16 protein-coding genes are annotated in these 16,816 nt (G+C 53.8%); 15 read left to right on the top strand and 1 reads right to left on the bottom strand.

The features are described from left to right. Together QZQ46_RS07995 and QZQ46_RS07990 are read left to right on the top strand one after the other, a co-directional pair. Positions 1 to 1,905, top strand: a 1,905-nt coding sequence (locus tag QZQ46_RS07995) for a YadA-like family protein (protein ID WP_296828661.1), incomplete at its 5' end; no start/stop codon positions are given. 233 nt (positions 1,906 to 2,138) lie between these two features. Then, the gene (locus QZQ46_RS07990) at positions 2,139 to 2,387 is read left to right on the top strand and encodes a hypothetical protein (protein ID WP_287770961.1); all 249 of its coding nucleotides are present in this window, start codon (positions 2,139 to 2,141) and stop codon (positions 2,385 to 2,387) included. A 1-nt stretch (position 2,388) separates the two neighbouring features. Here QZQ46_RS07990 and QZQ46_RS07985 read toward each other — a convergent pair whose 3' ends face one another. After that, positions 2,389 to 2,595, bottom strand: a complete 207-nt coding sequence (locus QZQ46_RS07985) for a zinc ribbon domain-containing protein (RefSeq protein WP_287770959.1) — start codon at positions 2,593 to 2,595, stop codon at positions 2,389 to 2,391. Positions 2,596 to 2,765: 170 nt separating this feature from the next. Between QZQ46_RS07985 and QZQ46_RS07980 the strand changes: the two genes are divergently transcribed. From QZQ46_RS07980 to hydF, 13 genes are all read left to right on the top strand, one after another. Beyond that, entirely contained in the window at positions 2,766 to 4,022 is a 1,257-nt protein-coding gene (locus tag QZQ46_RS07980; protein ID WP_226870259.1) for a dicarboxylate/amino acid:cation symporter, read from the top strand. A gap of 220 nt (positions 4,023 to 4,242) precedes the next feature. Then, positions 4,243 to 4,494 carry a TM1266 family iron-only hydrogenase system putative regulator gene (locus tag QZQ46_RS07975; protein WP_065360324.1) on the top strand — a complete coding sequence of 84 codons (252 nt, stop codon included), beginning with the start codon at positions 4,243 to 4,245 and terminating at the stop codon, positions 4,492 to 4,494. 9 nt (positions 4,495 to 4,503) lie between these two features. Then, a complete protein-coding gene (locus QZQ46_RS07970) occupies positions 4,504 to 5,259 on the top strand; it encodes an AAA family ATPase (protein ID WP_225068550.1) in 756 nt (251 codons plus the stop codon). A 2-nt stretch (positions 5,260 to 5,261) separates the two neighbouring features. After that, on the top strand, positions 5,262 to 6,566 hold the full coding sequence (locus QZQ46_RS07965; protein WP_296828655.1) for a nitrogenase component 1: 1,305 nt from the start codon (positions 5,262 to 5,264) through the stop codon (positions 6,564 to 6,566). Then, a complete protein-coding gene (locus tag QZQ46_RS07960) occupies positions 6,563 to 7,597 on the top strand; it encodes a nitrogenase component 1 (RefSeq protein ID WP_296828653.1) in 1,035 nt (344 codons plus the stop codon). Before QZQ46_RS07965 ends, QZQ46_RS07960 begins: the two co-directional genes overlap by 4 nt. 1 nt (position 7,598) lies before the next feature. Next, positions 7,599 to 9,893: a carbamoyltransferase HypF gene (gene hypF, locus QZQ46_RS07955; RefSeq protein WP_296828651.1), complete on the top strand. Its 2,295-nt coding sequence runs from the start codon at positions 7,599 to 7,601 to the stop codon at positions 9,891 to 9,893. Positions 9,894 to 9,910: 17 nt separating this feature from the next. Next, a complete protein-coding gene (locus QZQ46_RS07950) occupies positions 9,911 to 10,120 on the top strand; it encodes a HypC/HybG/HupF family hydrogenase formation chaperone (protein ID WP_296828649.1) in 210 nt (69 codons plus the stop codon). Then, positions 10,120 to 11,178: a hydrogenase formation protein HypD gene (gene hypD / locus QZQ46_RS07945; RefSeq protein ID WP_296828647.1), complete on the top strand. Its 1,059-nt coding sequence runs from the start codon at positions 10,120 to 10,122 to the stop codon at positions 11,176 to 11,178. Before QZQ46_RS07950 ends, hypD begins: the two co-directional genes overlap by 1 nt. Beyond that, positions 11,171 to 12,175 (top strand): hydrogenase expression/formation protein HypE, encoded by a 1,005-nt coding sequence (gene hypE / locus QZQ46_RS07940; protein ID WP_296828645.1) that lies wholly within the window; start codon positions 11,171 to 11,173, stop codon positions 12,173 to 12,175. Before hypD ends, hypE begins: the two co-directional genes overlap by 8 nt. A gap of 15 nt (positions 12,176 to 12,190) precedes the next feature. Further along, on the top strand, positions 12,191 to 13,549 hold the full coding sequence (locus QZQ46_RS07935) for a nitrogenase component 1 (RefSeq protein ID WP_296828643.1): 1,359 nt from the start codon (positions 12,191 to 12,193) through the stop codon (positions 13,547 to 13,549). Next, a complete protein-coding gene (locus QZQ46_RS07930; protein WP_296828642.1) occupies positions 13,546 to 14,772 on the top strand; it encodes a nitrogenase component 1 in 1,227 nt (408 codons plus the stop codon). The genes QZQ46_RS07935 and QZQ46_RS07930 overlap by 4 nt, the downstream gene beginning before the upstream one ends. 14 nt (positions 14,773 to 14,786) lie before the next feature. Continuing rightward, the gene (locus tag QZQ46_RS07925; RefSeq protein WP_296815353.1) at positions 14,787 to 15,533 is read left to right on the top strand and encodes a nitrogenase iron protein NifH; all 747 of its coding nucleotides are present in this window, start codon (positions 14,787 to 14,789) and stop codon (positions 15,531 to 15,533) included. 15 nt (positions 15,534 to 15,548) lie between these two features. Next, on the top strand, positions 15,549 to 16,754 hold the full coding sequence (gene hydF / locus QZQ46_RS07920) for a [FeFe] hydrogenase H-cluster maturation GTPase HydF (protein ID WP_296828639.1): 1,206 nt from the start codon (positions 15,549 to 15,551) through the stop codon (positions 16,752 to 16,754). Positions 16,755 to 16,816 lie beyond the last annotated feature (62 nt).

The raw sequence follows: 16,816 nt of genomic DNA, 5'->3' as shown, positions 1-16,816 counted from the left end.
TACGGTACTGATGGAACCGGTACCATCACCTTGAACACGGATACTAATGGTACCGTAGGTACTGTAACCGTGAGCGGTCTTACGGACAAATTCATCAATGGTGCTTCTCTTAGCGGAAATACCTTGACGATTACCCGCAACGATGGTGAAAAGTTCACTGTGGATAAAATTGCTACTACCGATGATATTACCGGTGAAAACAGTATCGTTAATATGAAGTTTGCCGGTGATGACGGTACTGAAATTACGAAGAAAAACGGTGAAACGCTCAAGGTTGTTGGTGGCGTAGACGAAGATAAACTCACGGCAACCGATAATATTGGTGTTGTAGAAGATAATGGCAACCTGAAGGTTAAGTTGGCTAAAGACTTAACGGGCATCGACAGTGCTCGTATCGGAGGTACTGTAACAAATGGCGTAGCCAGCGGAGGCATTTACATTGCCAACCAGACTGGTGTGAAAAACACTATGGGTAAAACTGAAGAAGATGGGTTGTACATCACCGGATTGACCAATACGACTTGGAATCCGAAGGCTAACGGTTTCGTAAGCGGCCGTGCAGCTACGGAAGATCAGTTGAACTCCGTTTATGAAACGATTAACAGTAGTATTGAAGCCAATAAGGTTACAGGCAGCAAGAATATTACTGTCAGCGAAGACAACAAGGTTTCCTTGAACGACAACATTACCCTCGGTGGCGACATGGCAGCAAACCAGGTCAACATCAATGGTAACGACGCTAAGATTACAGCCGGTGACGGTGCCAATAAGGTCGTCGTTGACGGTGCAAATGGTCAAGTCACCATTGGTGACACGGCTAATGGCGGCATTGTCATGGGCAACCAGACGGTCGAAGGCACGAAGTCTGATAATACCAAGGATTCGCAGAGCGGCAAGTTCCTCGCGGGCCTTGACAATACGAAATGGGATCCTGAAAATCAAGGCGTCGTTGAAAATCGTGCCGCTACGGAAGGTCAGTTGAAGGACATTGCCGACCAAATCAGCGACATTGATACGGCCGTTAAATCTTCTAGCCGAGTATTCGAAAGCGACAGCGGATCTGATGCAGGTAGCTTAGTAACGGTTAAGAATACAGACCCCATGAAACTCAAAGGTGGAGCTACCGGCGAATTGTCTGATGGTAACATCGGTGTAGTAAACAACAGCGACAAGACTGGTTTTGACATCAAGTTGTCCAAAGACATTAAGGGCCTGAACAGTATTGAAGTCAACAATAAGATCACTATCGGTACTGGCGACAACCAGACCATCATCGAAGGTGACACCATCAATACCGGATCGGTCACGACGGGCAACACGACGATCAACAATAACGGCCTGACGATTGTAAACGAAGATTCGTCGAAGAACATCACCATCAATAACAACAACGTCAACATGGGTGGTAATGTTATTAAGAACATCGGCGAAGGTTCCGAACCGACCGATGCCATCAACAAGACCCAGTTCGACCGCGCAATCAACAACCTGGGCACGGGCATGAATCAGATCAACAACCGTGTCAACAAGTTGGATAATCGTGTAAACCGCGTCGGTGCCGGTGCAGCCGCTTTGGCAGCCCTCCATCCGCTGGAATTCAGCCCGGATGCGAAATGGGAAGTCACGGCCGGTGTCGGTAATTACCGCGGGGCTAATGCCATCGCCCTCGGTGCTTTCTATCGTCCGAACTTCGACACGATGTTCAGCATCGGAACGTCTTACGGCGGCGGTGAAAACATGATTAATGCCGGTGTAACTTGGAGAATTGGTGAAGGGGAAACGAAGGCTTATCCGTCCAAGACGGTTATGGCTCAGGAAATTGACGATCTGAAAAATGTTGTATCGGAACAGCAGGATCAGATTGAAGAATTGAAGAAACTCGTCAACTCCTTAATCAACAAATAGTATTTCCTCCCTCTTTGTGAAAGGCCCTGCTTCTTTGGGAAGCAGGGCCTTTTGCTATTCTTAATTTGTATGCATAAATCACGTCGAAATTTCACTTAACGGATTGACTTTTCTTATTGTGAAATTATATAATAAATACAAAGAGAAATAAGGACAAAGGTGTTTTGTGAGAACACACTCTGCCCTTATTCACGGGATATGCTTATAAATTTATACGAAAGGATTGATTGGCTATGTTGTTTCGAACCTTGTTGGGGATGAGATGGGGCGATTTATCGGATGATGTTCGGCAAATGCTGTTGGAACGCGCTGACCTCGATACGTTTAACGGGGCTGACGGCGAACGATACAGTCAAGGGACCCTTCATTTCCGCAATACCCTAATGGGGGTTCAGGCTGCCATTGGAATGGACCGTTTTTCCGGAGAAATGGAAAACAACGGAGTTTTCATTGACGATGACGCCGTTCTTTTTCGCATATAAATTAGTTAAATAAGAATACTTTGCACAATCCGAAAATGATGAGTGCAAGGACGATCACGACACTGATAACCCGAGTCTTAGTAAAGATCTTCGGGTTATTTTGTATGTTTTTTGGCGGGACCGGTGCCGGTACTTCCTGCTTGGTGCCGCAGATGGGGCACATGAGGACGCCGTCACGAAGTTCTGTTCCGCAGGTTGGGCAAATCATGGTATCAACTCCTATTCTCTCTTTACTATAGATGTCTCCATTCTCTATGTCAAGAAGTTATATTTTGATAATGTAAACGGTATATATAATAACTTGCACAATACGGTCGATGGGGATATACTTTTAATTATTTAGAACAAAATATTGTAAGAAAGAAGGAGAATAGCGGTTTGAAACGAAAAATTGGTTTGAGTACACAGATTTTGATTGGCTTGGCCATTGGGGCCTTAGTCGGATATTTGTTTCCTGATTTTGGAGACAAGCTGAAGCCGGTTGGCGATGCTTTTTTACGGATGATTAAGATGATCGTCGTCCCCCTTATTTTCAGTACCCTTGTCATGGGGATTGCCGGCACGGGCGATTTTAAGAAGCTCGGACGCCTTGGAGGCAAGGCCATCATTTGGTTTGAATTTGCGACGACCATCGCCCTGGCCATCGGCCTGTTAGTCATGAATTTAGCAGAGCCCGGTGTGGGCGTTACCTTGTCGGCTTCGGCAGCCAATGCGTCTCATGCGGCAGCGGCCAGTCAGCACAGCGTCGACCTCGTCGACTATGCCGTTCATATCGTGCCCAGTAATATCATCGACGCCATGGCTCGTCAGGATATGCTGCAAATCATTTTCTTCGCCTGCTTCTTTGGCGTCGCCGTCGCTCATATCGGTGAAAAGGGCGAGCTGATCGTCGATTTTTGTCAGAGCGTAGCCGAAGCGATGTTCAAGGTAACGGCCTATGTCATGCACTTTGCGCCCCTCGGCGTCTTTGCCATGATTGCCTATACGGTCGGGAGTTACGGCATTGCCATGCTCATTCCCTTGGGCGAACTCATCGTAGCGGTAGCCGGCGCGACGACGTTGTTTATCTGTATCGTGGCCCTCATCGCCAGTGCTTTTACGCGAATCAATTTTTTCTGCGTCATCCACGCTTTGAAAGACATCCTCTTCTTAGCCTTTTCGACGGCCAGCAGTGAAGCCGCCCTTCCCGGTGCCATGAAGCGTTTGGAAGCCCTGGGTGTTCCTAAGCCGATCGTTACCTTTGTCATGCCGACGGGCTATTCCTTCAACCTCGACGGGTCGACGCTGTACAGTTCGGCCGGCATCTTGTTCATCGCCCAGCTCTACGGCATTCAGATGCCCCTTGAACAGCAGCTCTTGGTCATGGTTACCCTCATGCTGTCGACAAAGGGCATTGCCGGCGTTCCCGGTGCCGGTATCATCGTCGTCGCTGCCACGGCTGCGGCCTTCAATCTTCCGACGGAAGGCGTCGCCATTTTGCTTGGCATCGACCGTATCTTGGACATGATCCGCACGATTTGCAACGTCTGCGGCAACTGCATGGCGACGGTCGTCGTTGCCTTTTGGGAAAAGGATTTAACGAAGGCTGATTTCTATAAAAATTATCGTGCGTTTCTAGAGGACAAAGAAGCCTAAACTTGCCAAGAGTTTCAATAGCAATACTAGACTAAATCTGTTATAATAATGGGGTAAACAAGTGATCCGTAAGGCATGTCTGACGGAAAACTTCATCGATGAGCCTCCGTGCTCTTCTGCAAAGGACTGTCTGCGCAGGCGAGGCGAAAGCACATAGTGATTATCCTAAGGTTCTGTGCTTTCACACAGAACCTTTTTTGTTTATTAAGGAGGAGACCTTATGGAAACGCGAGTCGCTTTAATCGGTATTATTGTCGGCAACCGCAATGAATCAACGAAATTGAATGAAATTTTGCATGAATACGGTCAGTACGTCATCGGTCGCATGGGTGTCCCGTACAAGGATAAAGACATCAACGTTATCAGCATCATCGTCGATGCGCCCCAAGACGTCATCAGCGCCATGTCCGGTAAAATCGGCATGATTCCGGAAGTCAGCACCAAGACGATTTATCCGCCTCTGCCGCAGTAGGAGGGTCGTATGCTGAAAATTGCAATTTACGGTAAGGGTGGTATCGGCAAGTCGACCATGACCAGCAACCTGGCAGCTGCCTTTGCCTATTTGGGGAAACGGGTCATTCAGATCGGCTGTGACCCCAAGGCGGATTCGACGTTCAATCTCCTCGGCGGCGAACCTTTGCTGCCGGTCATGAATTACCTCCGGGAGCACGACGAAGATCCCGAGTCGATTGAAGATATTTCCCGCATTGGCTACGGCGGCATCCTCTGTATTGAAACGGGGGGACCGACGCCGGGGCTGGGCTGTGCCGGCCGAGGCATCATCGCCACTTTTTCCCTCCTCGAAGATTTGGGCCTCTTTGAAACGTATAAGCCGGACGTCGTCTTGTATGACGTCTTAGGTGACGTCGTCTGCGGCGGTTTTGCCGCTCCCATTCGGGAAGGCTATGCGGAAAAAGTCCTCATCGTCACATCCGGTGAAAAGATGGCCCTCTATGCGGCCAACAACATCAATACGGCAGTCACCAATTTTGCCGACCGCAGCTATGCCAAGGTAGAAGGCATTATCTTCAATCGCCGCAATATTCCCGATGAAGACGCTAAAGTTCGTGCCTTTGCCGAAAAGGCCGGCCTCACCATCGTCGGCGATATTCCCCGCAGTGACGATATCAACCGTTATGAAGAATTGGGTCAGACCGTTATCGAAGGCAATCCGGACCTTCCTATCAGCAAGACCTTCCTCGATTTGGCTCGAAAATTATTAGAAGACAAGGATTAAATATGACAGAAAGAAAACCTTTTGCCATTACGGTGCAGGACTTAGTGGCTCGCGGTCGGAATGATATTCCGGCAGAGCTGATCACGTCGACGCACCTCATCTATAATTCGCCGGCAGCGCTGGCCTTTAACTCACCCGGTGCCCAAGGCTTCGGGGTAAAGCGGGCGGGCCTTTCCATTCCCGGCTCGGTCATGATTCTCATCGGCCCCGGCTGCTGCGGACGCAATACGACGATCCTCAGTGAAATGGGCGGCTACAGCGATCGATTTTTCTTCTACATCATGGATGAAACGGACATCGTCACCGGCCGTCATCTGAAGAAAATGCCCCAGGCCGTCTGCGAAGTCGTCGACAGCCTGCCGGAAAAGCCGTCGGTCGTCATGGTCTGCATGACCTGTGTCGACGCCTTATTGGGGACCGATATGGAACGGGTCTGCCGCAAGGCGGAACAGGCTGCGGGACTGCCCGTCGTGCCCTGTTATATGTACGCTTTGACGCGGGAAGGGCGCAAGCCGCCGATGGTCGATGTCAGACGGGCCATTTATTCCCTCTTGGAAAAGGAACCCCGTCAGCGGCGGACGGTCAACCTCTTGGGCTATTTTTCGCCCTTACAGGACGACTGCGAGTTTTACGATATTTTAAAGGCCATCGGGTTTAACCAGATCAATGAAATTTCCCGCTGTGCCGACTTTGCCGCTTACAAGGCCATGGCTCGGGCCAATGTAAACTTTGTTCTCAATCCTGAATCGCGGCTGGCCGCTCAGGACTTGGAACAGCGCCTGGGCATTCCCAGCATCGAATTGACTCGCCTCTATCAGGTCAGTCAGATTCACAACCAGTATCAGGCCTTGGCCAAAGCCTTGGACGTGACCATTGATGATGAGCCTTGGCTGGAAAAGGCACGGGCCGTCGTCCATCGGATGCAGGAAAATTACAGCGGTACGACCGTTGCCATCGGCGAGATGCAGAACGGCAACGCCTATGAAATGGCCCTGGCTCTGACGCGCTACGGCTTCGTCGTCCGCGAAATCTATGCCAACCTCGGGCCGGACGACTTCGTTTACCTTCGCCATTTGGCGGAACTGAGCCCGGACACAAAGGTGTACTCCAATTTATCGCCGTCCATGCTGTATTACGAAGGCGATGATGTATCCATCGATGTGACCATCGGTAAGGATGCTGCATACTATCACGAACAGGCTGCCCACCTTCATTGGGACGAGGATATTCAGCCCTTCGGCTATGCCGGGGTCGTTTCCCTGCTGAACCGTTTGGAAGAAGTCCTCTTGGAAAGGAAGAAACGATGAGAGGTTTATGGAAATATATATCGCCCTTTGCGCCGGATCAGTCCGGGGCGGCAGCTGTTCTCTATGGATTAGACGGCATCGTCGTCATCTGCGACGCCGGCGGCTGTGCCGGCAATATCTGCGGCTTTGATGAACCTCGCTGGTTCAGTGGCCGAAAGAGCGCCGTATTCAGCGCCGGACTGCGCGATATGGATGCCATTCTCGGCCGGGACGATAGACTCGTTGAAAAGCTTTGCGACGCTGCCGAAAAAATCGACGCCTCCTTTGCGGCCATCGTCGGCACGCCGGTTCCGGCCGTCATCGGGACGGATTACCGGGCTCTCAAGCGAATGGCAGAAAAGAAACTCGACTTGCCGGTCATTACCATCGATACGACGGGCATGGACTATTACGATAAGGGCATTGAACATGCTTATGAAGCCTTGTTCCCGGCCTTTGTCGATAAGAGTCTGAAACCGGAAGCCGATACAGTCGGAATCCTCGGTGCCGTCCCCTTAGAGCTCATGCATCCCGGCGATATCGAATGGATCAGTCAGAGTCTGGCCGAAGAAGGTTGGAAGCAGATTTTATTGTTTGACGAAATCGACGATTACCGCAATGCCGGCAAGGCTACTCTCAATATGGTCGTGTCGCCGGCAGGCCTTAAGGCGGCCCAGTACTTAAAGGAAACCTTCGGCACGCCTTATGAGCTCCATTACTTCGGCCTCGATGCCGTCGTCGACTTCGACGATAATTTATTTGCCGGAAAGAATGTTTTGGTCATCCATCAGCAGGCGGCGGCCTCGGCTATGGCGGCCATGGCCGAAGAAGCCGGAGCCGCACGTGTAATGACGGCGTCGTGGTTTATGGATAAGCCCGAAGCGCGGTATGAAAATCACGTCGTCTTGAAGGAAGAAGACGATTTGCGGGACCTTGCCGACAATGATAATTTTGACCTCATCCTCGGCGACTTGTATTATCGCCGGGCGCTGCCGAATTTCCACGGCCAATACGTAGATTTTCCGCATTTTGCCGTATCCGGGAGGGGATAAGATGAGGAGCGAACGGATCTGTGTCTTCGGCATCGTTCAAGGCGTCGGCTTTCGCCCTTTTGTCAGCCGCATTGCCGATGCCAATGGGATTTTCGGTTCGGTCTGCAATAAGGGCTCTTATGTGGAAATCATTGCTCAAGGTGATGAGGCGCATCTGGCCGCTTTTCATGAAGACCTGGAAAAGAAGGCGCCTGAGCGTTCGTCGATTTTGAAGGTCGTTACGACGACGATTGATAGTCCGGCCTACGATGATTTTTCGATTATCGAGAGCGCCAGGGAAAAAGGCGATATTTTCGTGTCGCCGGACATTGCCATCTGCAAGGCCTGTCAGAAAGAGCTCTTTGACAAGGAAAATCGCCGCTATCTCCATCCCTTTATCAACTGTACGGCCTGCGGGCCGCGGCTGACGATTCTTGATTCCATGCCCTACGACAGGGAGCGGACGAGTATGGGGGAATTTCCCATGTGCCCGGCGTGCGAGTACGAATATACCCACGCCGAAACGCGGCGCTACGATGCCCAGCCTGTCTGCTGCAACGACTGCGGCCCTGAGGTCTACCTCTTGGACCGGTCCGAACGGGGGCGCGAGGCCATTACGGCGGCCCGGAAGGCTATCCTCGACGGGAAGATCGTCGCCATTAAAGGCATCGGCGGTTTTCACCTCTGCTGCGACGGACGAAACGAAGCGACCGTCGCCCTCCTGCGCAAGCGGAAGGGGCGGCCTGTAAAGCCTTTTGCCATCATGATGAAGGACGTCGACGCCGTTCGCCGGGAATGCCTCATTCCCGACGGGGCAGAAGATGTTCTCGACGGGCATCAAAAGCCGATTATCCTGCTGCCGAAGCGAAACGACCAGACGTTGGCGCCGTCTGTTGCGCCGGGCAATCCGTCCATCGGTGTCATGCTGCCGTATACGCCGCTGCATCTCCTGCTCTTTACCTATGACGACGGCCTGACCATGGTCGACAGTTTGGTCATGACCAGTGCCAATGAGTCCGGCGCGCCCATTTGTCACAATGATGACGAGGCTCGTAAAGAACTTTCCGGTCTGGCGGATATCATCCTGTCCCACAACCGACGAATCCGCCTGCGGGCTGACGATTCGGTCATGGACTGGTACGACGGCAGGCCCTATATGATTCGCCGTTCGCGGGGCTATGCGCCGCTGCCTTTCTTCTATGGGAACGGGCAGGGAAAAGACGTGCTGGCCATCGGCGGTGAGCTCAAAAATTGCTTTTGCATTGGCCGCAATAATTTATTCTATCCGTCGCCCTATATCGGCGACATGAGCGATATACGCACCGTTCAGGCCCTGCGTGAATCGGTTCAGCGCATGGCAGCTTTGCTGGAAGCCTCGCCGTCGGTCGTGGCCTGCGACCTCCATCCGGCGTACAACACGGCGGCCGTGGCCCGCGAATCGGGCCTTCCCGTCGTGACCGTCCAGCACCACTACGCCCACATCCTGTCCTGCATGGCTGAAAACGGCTATGAACAGCCCGTCATCGGCCTTTCCTTTGACGGGACGGGATACGGCAGCGACGGGACGATTTGGGGCGGTGAAATCTTAGTCAGCCGTATTAACGGCTTTGACCGTGCCGCTTCCATCGAGCCTTTTTGGCAGCGCGGCGGCGACATATCGGCCAAAGAGGGCTGGCGCATTGCCGTCAGTCTTGTGGATGGATTGTGGACAGATCGGCAGGAGGTTTCGACCATCGTCGAGACCTTGAACCTCTGCCGGCCGGAAGAGCTTTCGGCTCAGTTTTTCCTGGCGGACCAGCAGATTAACAGCGTCATCTCGACCAGTGCCGGCCGCCTCTTTGATGGCGTCAGTGCCATTTTGGGCCTTTGCCGGTCGTCGACCTTTGAAGGTCAGTCGGCCATGACGCTGCAGTTTGCCGGGGAGCAGTGGGAAGGCGAACACGGTCCCATTGATGTCGAGCCTGTTGAACCCATTGAAGGCGACGGACGGCTGTTGCTGCCGACGGCTTCGTTGGTTAAAGAGCTCGTTGAAAAACGCCTTTCCGGAGACGATCCCCATAAGCTTGCCTATGAATTTCACTGCCGATTGGCCGGCATGGCCGTCGGTGTCTGCGAAGCTGTACGCGGTCAAACGGGACTTGAAACGGCTGCCTTAAGCGGCGGCGTCTTCCAAAACCGCCTGCTCCTGCGCCTTTGCGACGAAGCACTGCAACAGCGGGGCTTTACGGTTTTGAAGCACAGCCTGGTGCCGCCCAACGACGGCGGCATTGCCCTGGGACAGGCGATATATGCGATGTATCACGATACTTTGAAATAGATGAAGGAGGGGTTATCATGTGTGTAGGTTTACCCGCACGTGTTATGAAAATACAGAATGGAATGGCGCTCGTCGATGCGTCCGGAGCGAAACGGGAAGTATCGGCAGCTTTGATCGATGAATTGGATCCCGGCGATTACGTCATGGTTCACGCCGGCATGGCCATCGCCAAGATTACGAATAACGATGCCGATGAAACCGACGACATTCTGGAGGACTTAGATTGATGGCAGAAGGGAAGAAGCGGACGGCTCTCGATATCATTCAGAATTACGACGGGCCGAAAATCCGCATTATGGAAGTCTGCGGGACGCATACCCACGAAATCTTTCGCCTCGGCATTCGCCAGATCCTGCCGAAACAGGTCGACGTCATTTCAGGACCGGGCTGCCCGGTCTGCGTTACGCCCGTCGGTTATATCGATCAGGCCTTGTGGCTGGCCCTTGAAAAGGGCGTTACCATCTGCACCTTTGGCGACTTGGTCCGCGTTCCCGGCACGTCGATGAGTTTGGCCGACGCCCGCAGTAAGGGAGCTCACGTTGAAATCGTTTACTCGCCGATTGATGCCTACGAATACGCCAAAAATCATCGCGATGAAGAAGTCGTCTTCTTAGCCGTCGGCTTTGAAACGACGACACCTCCGTCGTGCCTGGCCGTCAAGCAGGCGATGGCTGACGGACTGACCAATTTCTCTCTGTTGACGGCCAATAAGACCATGCCTATGGCCTATGAAGCCATGAAGGGCAGCGCCGATGCCTTCTTGTATCCCGGCCACGTCGATGCCGTCATGGGCACCAAGGCCGGTGAAGCTATGGTTAAAGAAGGAATGTCCGGCGTCGTCGCCGGCTTTACGGCCAAAGAACTGCTCACGGCTTTTGCTGTCATCTTGGCTAAGTTCCCCCAAGGGAAGCCTTTCTTTAAAAACTGCTATCCTCGGGTCGTCACCGAGGAAGGGAGTCGCTCGGCTCAGGCCTTGATGGACGAATATATGGAACCCTGCGATTCGGAATGGCGCGGTTTAGGCGTCATCCCCAAGTCGGGCTTACAGCTGCGGGAGGCATTTTCTGCCTGCGATGCCCGTAAGAAATACAGCATTCCGAAGATGGACGGCAAAGCCAATCCGGGCTGCCGCTGCGGCGACATCCTGAAAGGCCAGTGCAAGCCGCTGGAATGCCCCTTATTTGGAAAATTATGTACGCCGGAACACCCGGTCGGCGCCTGCATGGTGTCCCACGAAGGTGCCTGCTCGGCCTATTATTTATATGGAGGAAATGCCCATGAGTGACCTTATTACCTTAGCACACGGCGCCGGCGGCAAGCAGACGGCGGAACTCATCGACCGCGTCTTTAAAGCTCATTTTTCGAATCCCCAGTTTACCGGGGACGATGCAGCTGTCCTGCCTGTTGGCGGGACGAATCTCGCTTTTACGACGGACGGCTTCATTGTGTCGCCGCCTGAATTTCCCGGCGGCAATATTGGTAAATTAAGCATCTGCGGGACCGTAAACGACTTGTCCTGCATGGGAGCAAAGCCCCTTTATTTATCGTGTGCCTTCGTCATTGAAGAAGGTTTTCCCATGGAAAAAGTCGAAGCTTACGCCAAGGCCATGGCCGAAACGGCAGCCGAAGCCGGCATGCGCATCGTTGCCGGTGATACGAAAGTTGCCGGTAAGGGCCAGGTCGACCATCTCTTCATCACGACGACCGGTATCGGTCAGATTATGGACGGCGTCCAGACTTCGGGCACCCTGGCAAAACCGGGCGATGCTATCATCGTCAGCGGTGACGTCGGCCGTCACGGCTGCACGATTCTTCTCGAACGGAACCAATTCGGCATCGACGCCGACGTGACCAGTGACTGTGCACCCTTGTGGGGGACGGTCGAAAGCATGCTCAATACGACCAAGGACATCCACGTCATCCGCGATGCGACTCGCGGCGGCGTCGGCACGGTCCTCTATGAAATTGCCGCTCAGAGCAACGTCGGCATCCACTTGGACAGCCAGTCCATCCCCGTCGATCCGGCCGTCCGCGGCGTCTGCGGCATGCTGGGCTTAGAACCCTTGTATCTGGCCTGCGAAGGCCGTCTGGTCATCGTTGCCCCGCGGGATGTGGCTGACGATATCGTCGCTGTCCTGCGTAAGGGAAAATACTCGCAAAATGCAGCCATCATCGGCGAAGTCACGGCCGACCAGCCGGGCCGCGTCGTCATGCGCACGGAAATCGGTGCCGAAACATTACTGCCGCCGCCGGGCGGTGAATTGCTGCCCCGCATTTGTTAAGTTGGAGGTACGGGAATGATATACGAAAACGAAGTCAATCCGCCCCAGGCGCGACGGTATAACCATGTAACGCCCGATGGGGCCAATATTGCCATTGGCAAGGCGTCCTTCCCCAAGCCCTTCTATATCGGCCTGCAGTACGCTTCGCCGGCTCGCGGTCATTGGACCATTGCTCATTCTCCGATGCTCATTCCCGGCTGCCATGAAATTTATGTCTGCTGCGCCTGCTGCCTCCACGGCGTCGTCTTGTCGGCTGATGAAGTGCCTGAAGGGGCCGGCCGCTTTTCCATGGTTACCCTGACCAATGAAAATTTGATCAAGGGCAATCTGGAAGAAATGATGATCGACGGCATTGCCCACATCATCGACGAACTGCCGGAACGGCCGAAGTGCGTCGAAGGCTTTACGAGCTGCATGCAGCACTTCCTGCACATCGACCTCAACGTCGTCTACGGGACCCTGCGCGAACGCTACCCCGATATCGACTTCATCGACGGCTATATGATTCCGACCCTGCAGCGCCGCTACTCGCCGGACGTCCTCGGTCGCCGTCAGCTCATGCGGGCCGTTCAGCCTCTGCCGCGAAAGAAGGCCGTCAATTACGTCGTCAATTACTATCCGGTCGACGCCGATAATGAATTGAGCGTCATGCTTCGCGACGGCGGCTACGATATTCACGACTTTGCCGACTGCCAGACGTACGAGCAGTATAAGGCCATGGGCGAATCGGAAGCCAACATTTATTTCCTGGAAAACTCCGAGACGGCGGCCAAGGACATGAAGCGGCGCTTGAAACAAGAAGCCCTCTATCTGACTTATTCTTATGACTACGCCGTCTTGCGGCAGAATTTGCAGACTGCAGCCGACGCCTTCGGCCTTGCCATGCCCGACTGCGACGCCTATGAACAGGAAATCGAAGCCAAGGCGAAGGCCCTCCTCGAAAAAGTGGGCTCGACGCCCATTGCCATCGACTACACGGCGACGCCGCGTCCTTTGGGTCTGGCCAAGTTCCTCTTGACCCACGGCTTCCATGTTTATGCCGTCTACCTCGATAAGATTTTACCGGGGGAAAAGGAGGCCTTTGACTTCTTGCAGAAGGAATATCCGGACCTCGAACTGCGGTCGGCCATGCACTTTAAGCGGGGCCTCCTGCCGCGGGATGACAGCAAAAAATTCGGCAAGGTCCTGGCTATCGGTCAGATGGCGGCTTATTTTACGGATACGAAGTATTTTGTTAACCTCATCGAAAACAGCGGCCTCTATGGTTACGTCGGCCTTTCAAAAATCCTCGACTGGATCGGCGAGGCCAATGCCGCAGAAAATCCGAAGATGCGGGAAATTATTCAGATAAAAGCCTGGGGGTGCCACGGATGAAACAAGCACAGCGCGTCTTATCGACGTATGCCGTCGACATGTTCGGCATCGCTTCGTCCCTTTATGAATTAGGCGGCCTCATCGTCATGCACGATGCATCAGGCTGCAACTCGACGTACGATACGCACGACGAACCGCGGTCGTACGACACACAGAGCATGGTCTATATTTCAGGCCTCAATGAAATCGATACCATTCAGGGCAATGACCAGCGACTCATCGACGACATCGCCGAAGCTGCCGAAGCGGCCCGGCCCTATTTCATCGCCATCGGCGGCAGTCCTATGCCAAATGCCATCGGCACTGACTTTAAAGCTATCCAGCGCTTAGTTGCGGACCGGACCGGTCTTCCGACCTTAGGTTTTCGCACCGACGGCATCCACAGCTACCTGCCCGGTGCCGGCGGGGCTTACGTTTGGCTGGCTAAGCAGTTTGTCAAACCGGCCTCGAAAAAGCCCGAGCTTCCGGCGAAACGGGTCAACCTATTAGGGCTGACACCTCTCGACTTTTCCGTCGTCGGCAATGCCACGACGCTGAAACAGATCGTGACCGACGCCGGTTTTACCATTCAGAGCTCGTGGTCTATGGGGGATACTTTGGAAGGCCTTTCGACGGCTGCGGATGCCGACGTCAATGTTGTCGTCTCGTCGACAGCCTTTTACCTGGCTCAGTACCTCCGCGACACCTACGGGATTCCCTATGTTGTCGGCATTCCCATGGGCGAGAAGGGGACGCCCGATTGGCTCGAAGCCCTGCGGAAGGGAGATTCTTCCTATGTGACCGGTCTTACGGGCGAGGAAGAATACGTCAAGGCTCAGTATGCCTTGGCCGACCTCAATGCTTGGAAGACGGAACAGGCTTACGACGACACGCCCTGCGACGTGCTGGTCATCGGCGAACCGGTCTATCTCCGGTCGATGAAGGCCTTCCTTGAAAAGGAAATGGGTGTTGAAAAGGTTCGCCTGCTCTGCCCCTTATCCGATGCCCCGCAGTGGCTCTTAAAGGATATGGAAGTGGCCAGCGTCGAAGCCGTTATCCGTCAGGAATGCCGCAAGGCGCGGCGAGTCATTGCCGATCCGATTTATGCTCGGTTACTGCCGGATGAGCCTGATAAATTTATTTCCATGCCTCACGAAGCCTATTCCGGCCGTCACTATCACGACGATATGCCTATTTTTGTCGGCCCGTCGTTTACGGCATGGATGAAAGATAAACTGAAATAAGAAGGAGACTGACTATGCGGAAATTTGCCATTTATGGAAAGGGCGGTATTGGAAAATCGACGACGACGGCTAACGTGTCGGCGGCCTTGGCATCGATTGGAAAAAAAGTCGTCCAAATCGGCTGCGACCCGAAAGCCGATTCGACGCTGAATCTGCTCCATGGCGAACCGGTCATGCCGGTCATGGATTATTACCGCCAATATACAGAAGGTCCCGACTTCGAACACATCGGACGGGAAGGTTACGGCGGCGTCTTCTGCATCGAAACGGGCGGCCCGACGCCGGGCCTTGGCTGCGCCGGAAGGGGCATCATCGCTACCTTCGACCTCATCGATGAGCTGGAAGTCTTTGAAAAACTATCGCCGGACGTCGTCATGTACGACGTCTTGGGCGACGTCGTCTGCGGCGGCTTTTCGGCGCCGATCCGCGACGGTTATGCCGATGAAATCTTTATCGTCACGTCGGGGGAAAAGATGGCCCTCTATGCGGCGGCCAATATCTTTAAAGCCGTAGAAAATTTCAAGAGCCGCGGTTACGCTCAGGTAAAAGGGCTTATCCTCAATCGCCGCAACGTCGACGATGAGTATGAAACGGTCAAGGCCTTTGCCGATGAACACGGCCTGCCCATCGTGGCCGACATTCCCCGCAGCAAGGAAATCCAGTATTATGAAAATAAGGGAATGACCGTCGTCGAAGGCGATCCCGAGTTACCCGTAAGCCGCATCTACCGCGATTTGGCGCAGCGGCTGCTGGAAGTATAGAAAGGAAGTTATGGCATGGGGATGAATGATACGCCGTCAGGCGAACGGACTCATATCGGATTTTTCGGCCGCCGCAATGCCGGTAAGTCGAGTGTCGTAAACGCCGTTACCGGCCAAAATCTGTCTATCGTATCGGATACCAAGGGGACGACGACGGACCCCGTTTACAAGGCTATGGAACTCCTGCCCTTGGGACCGGTGGTCATCATCGATACGCCGGGCATCGACGACGTCGGCGCCCTCGGGGAAGAACGGGTGCGCCGGACGAAGCAGGTCCTCAATAAGACCGATATTGCCGTCGTCATCGTCGACGGGACGGAAGGCTTGGCCCAGGCCGATGAAGAAGTATTGGCCCTCATTCGGAGCAAGGGCCTGCCTCATCTCATCGTCTATAATAAGGCGGACTTGGTGAAGGATGCGGCTGAGGCCGATGACAATGCCGTCCATGTCAGTGCCTTGACCGGCGACGGCATCCACGAACTGAAGGAAAAACTGGCCCGGTTGAAGCCGACTGACGCCGAGGCTCCCATCGTCAGCGACCTCATTGACCGCGGTGATATGGTCGTCCTGGTCGTGCCCATCGATTCGGCAGCTCCGAAGGGACGCCTCATCCTGCCGCAGCAGCAGACGATTCGCGAAATCCTCGACAGCAACAGTGCAGCCATCGTCGTAAAGGAAGATGAACTGCCCCATACCCTGTCCTGCTTTACGAAAAAGCCGTCGTTGGTCATTACGGACAGTCAGGTCTTTGGCAGAGTCTCGGCCGATACGCCGGACGATATTCGCCTGACGTCCTTTTCGATTTTAATGGCTCGCCATAAGGGCCTCTTGGAATCGGCCGTCCGCGGCGTTACCGCCGTCGATAAACTGAAAGACGGCGACAAGGTTCTCATTGCCGAAGGCTGTACGCACCACCGCCAATGCGATGATATCGGGACGGTCAAGATTCCGCGCTGGTTGAAGGAGTATACGGGTAAAGACATCTCGATTGAAACGGCCAGCGGCCGCGATTTTCCTGAAGACTTGTCGCCCTATGCCCTGGTCATTCACTGCGGTGGCTGCATGCTCAACGGTCGGGAAGTGGGATACCGCATGAAAACGGCTGCCGATCAAGCCGTTCCTATTACCAACTACGGCATTGCCATTGCCTATATGAAGGGAATCCTGCGGCGGAGTCTGAGTGTCTTCCCCGATTTGCAGGAACTTCTGCCGGACGATTAAGACCGGCTTTTTCGGGGGAGACACTCGATAAAAAACAGCCGGCATAGATTCGGCTGTGAGGT

Source organism: uncultured Megasphaera sp. (genome assembly GCF_900539295.1).
Classification (GTDB): domain Bacteria; phylum Bacillota; class Negativicutes; order Veillonellales; family Megasphaeraceae; genus Megasphaera.
This window is presented reverse-complemented; position numbering and strand designations above follow the sequence as displayed.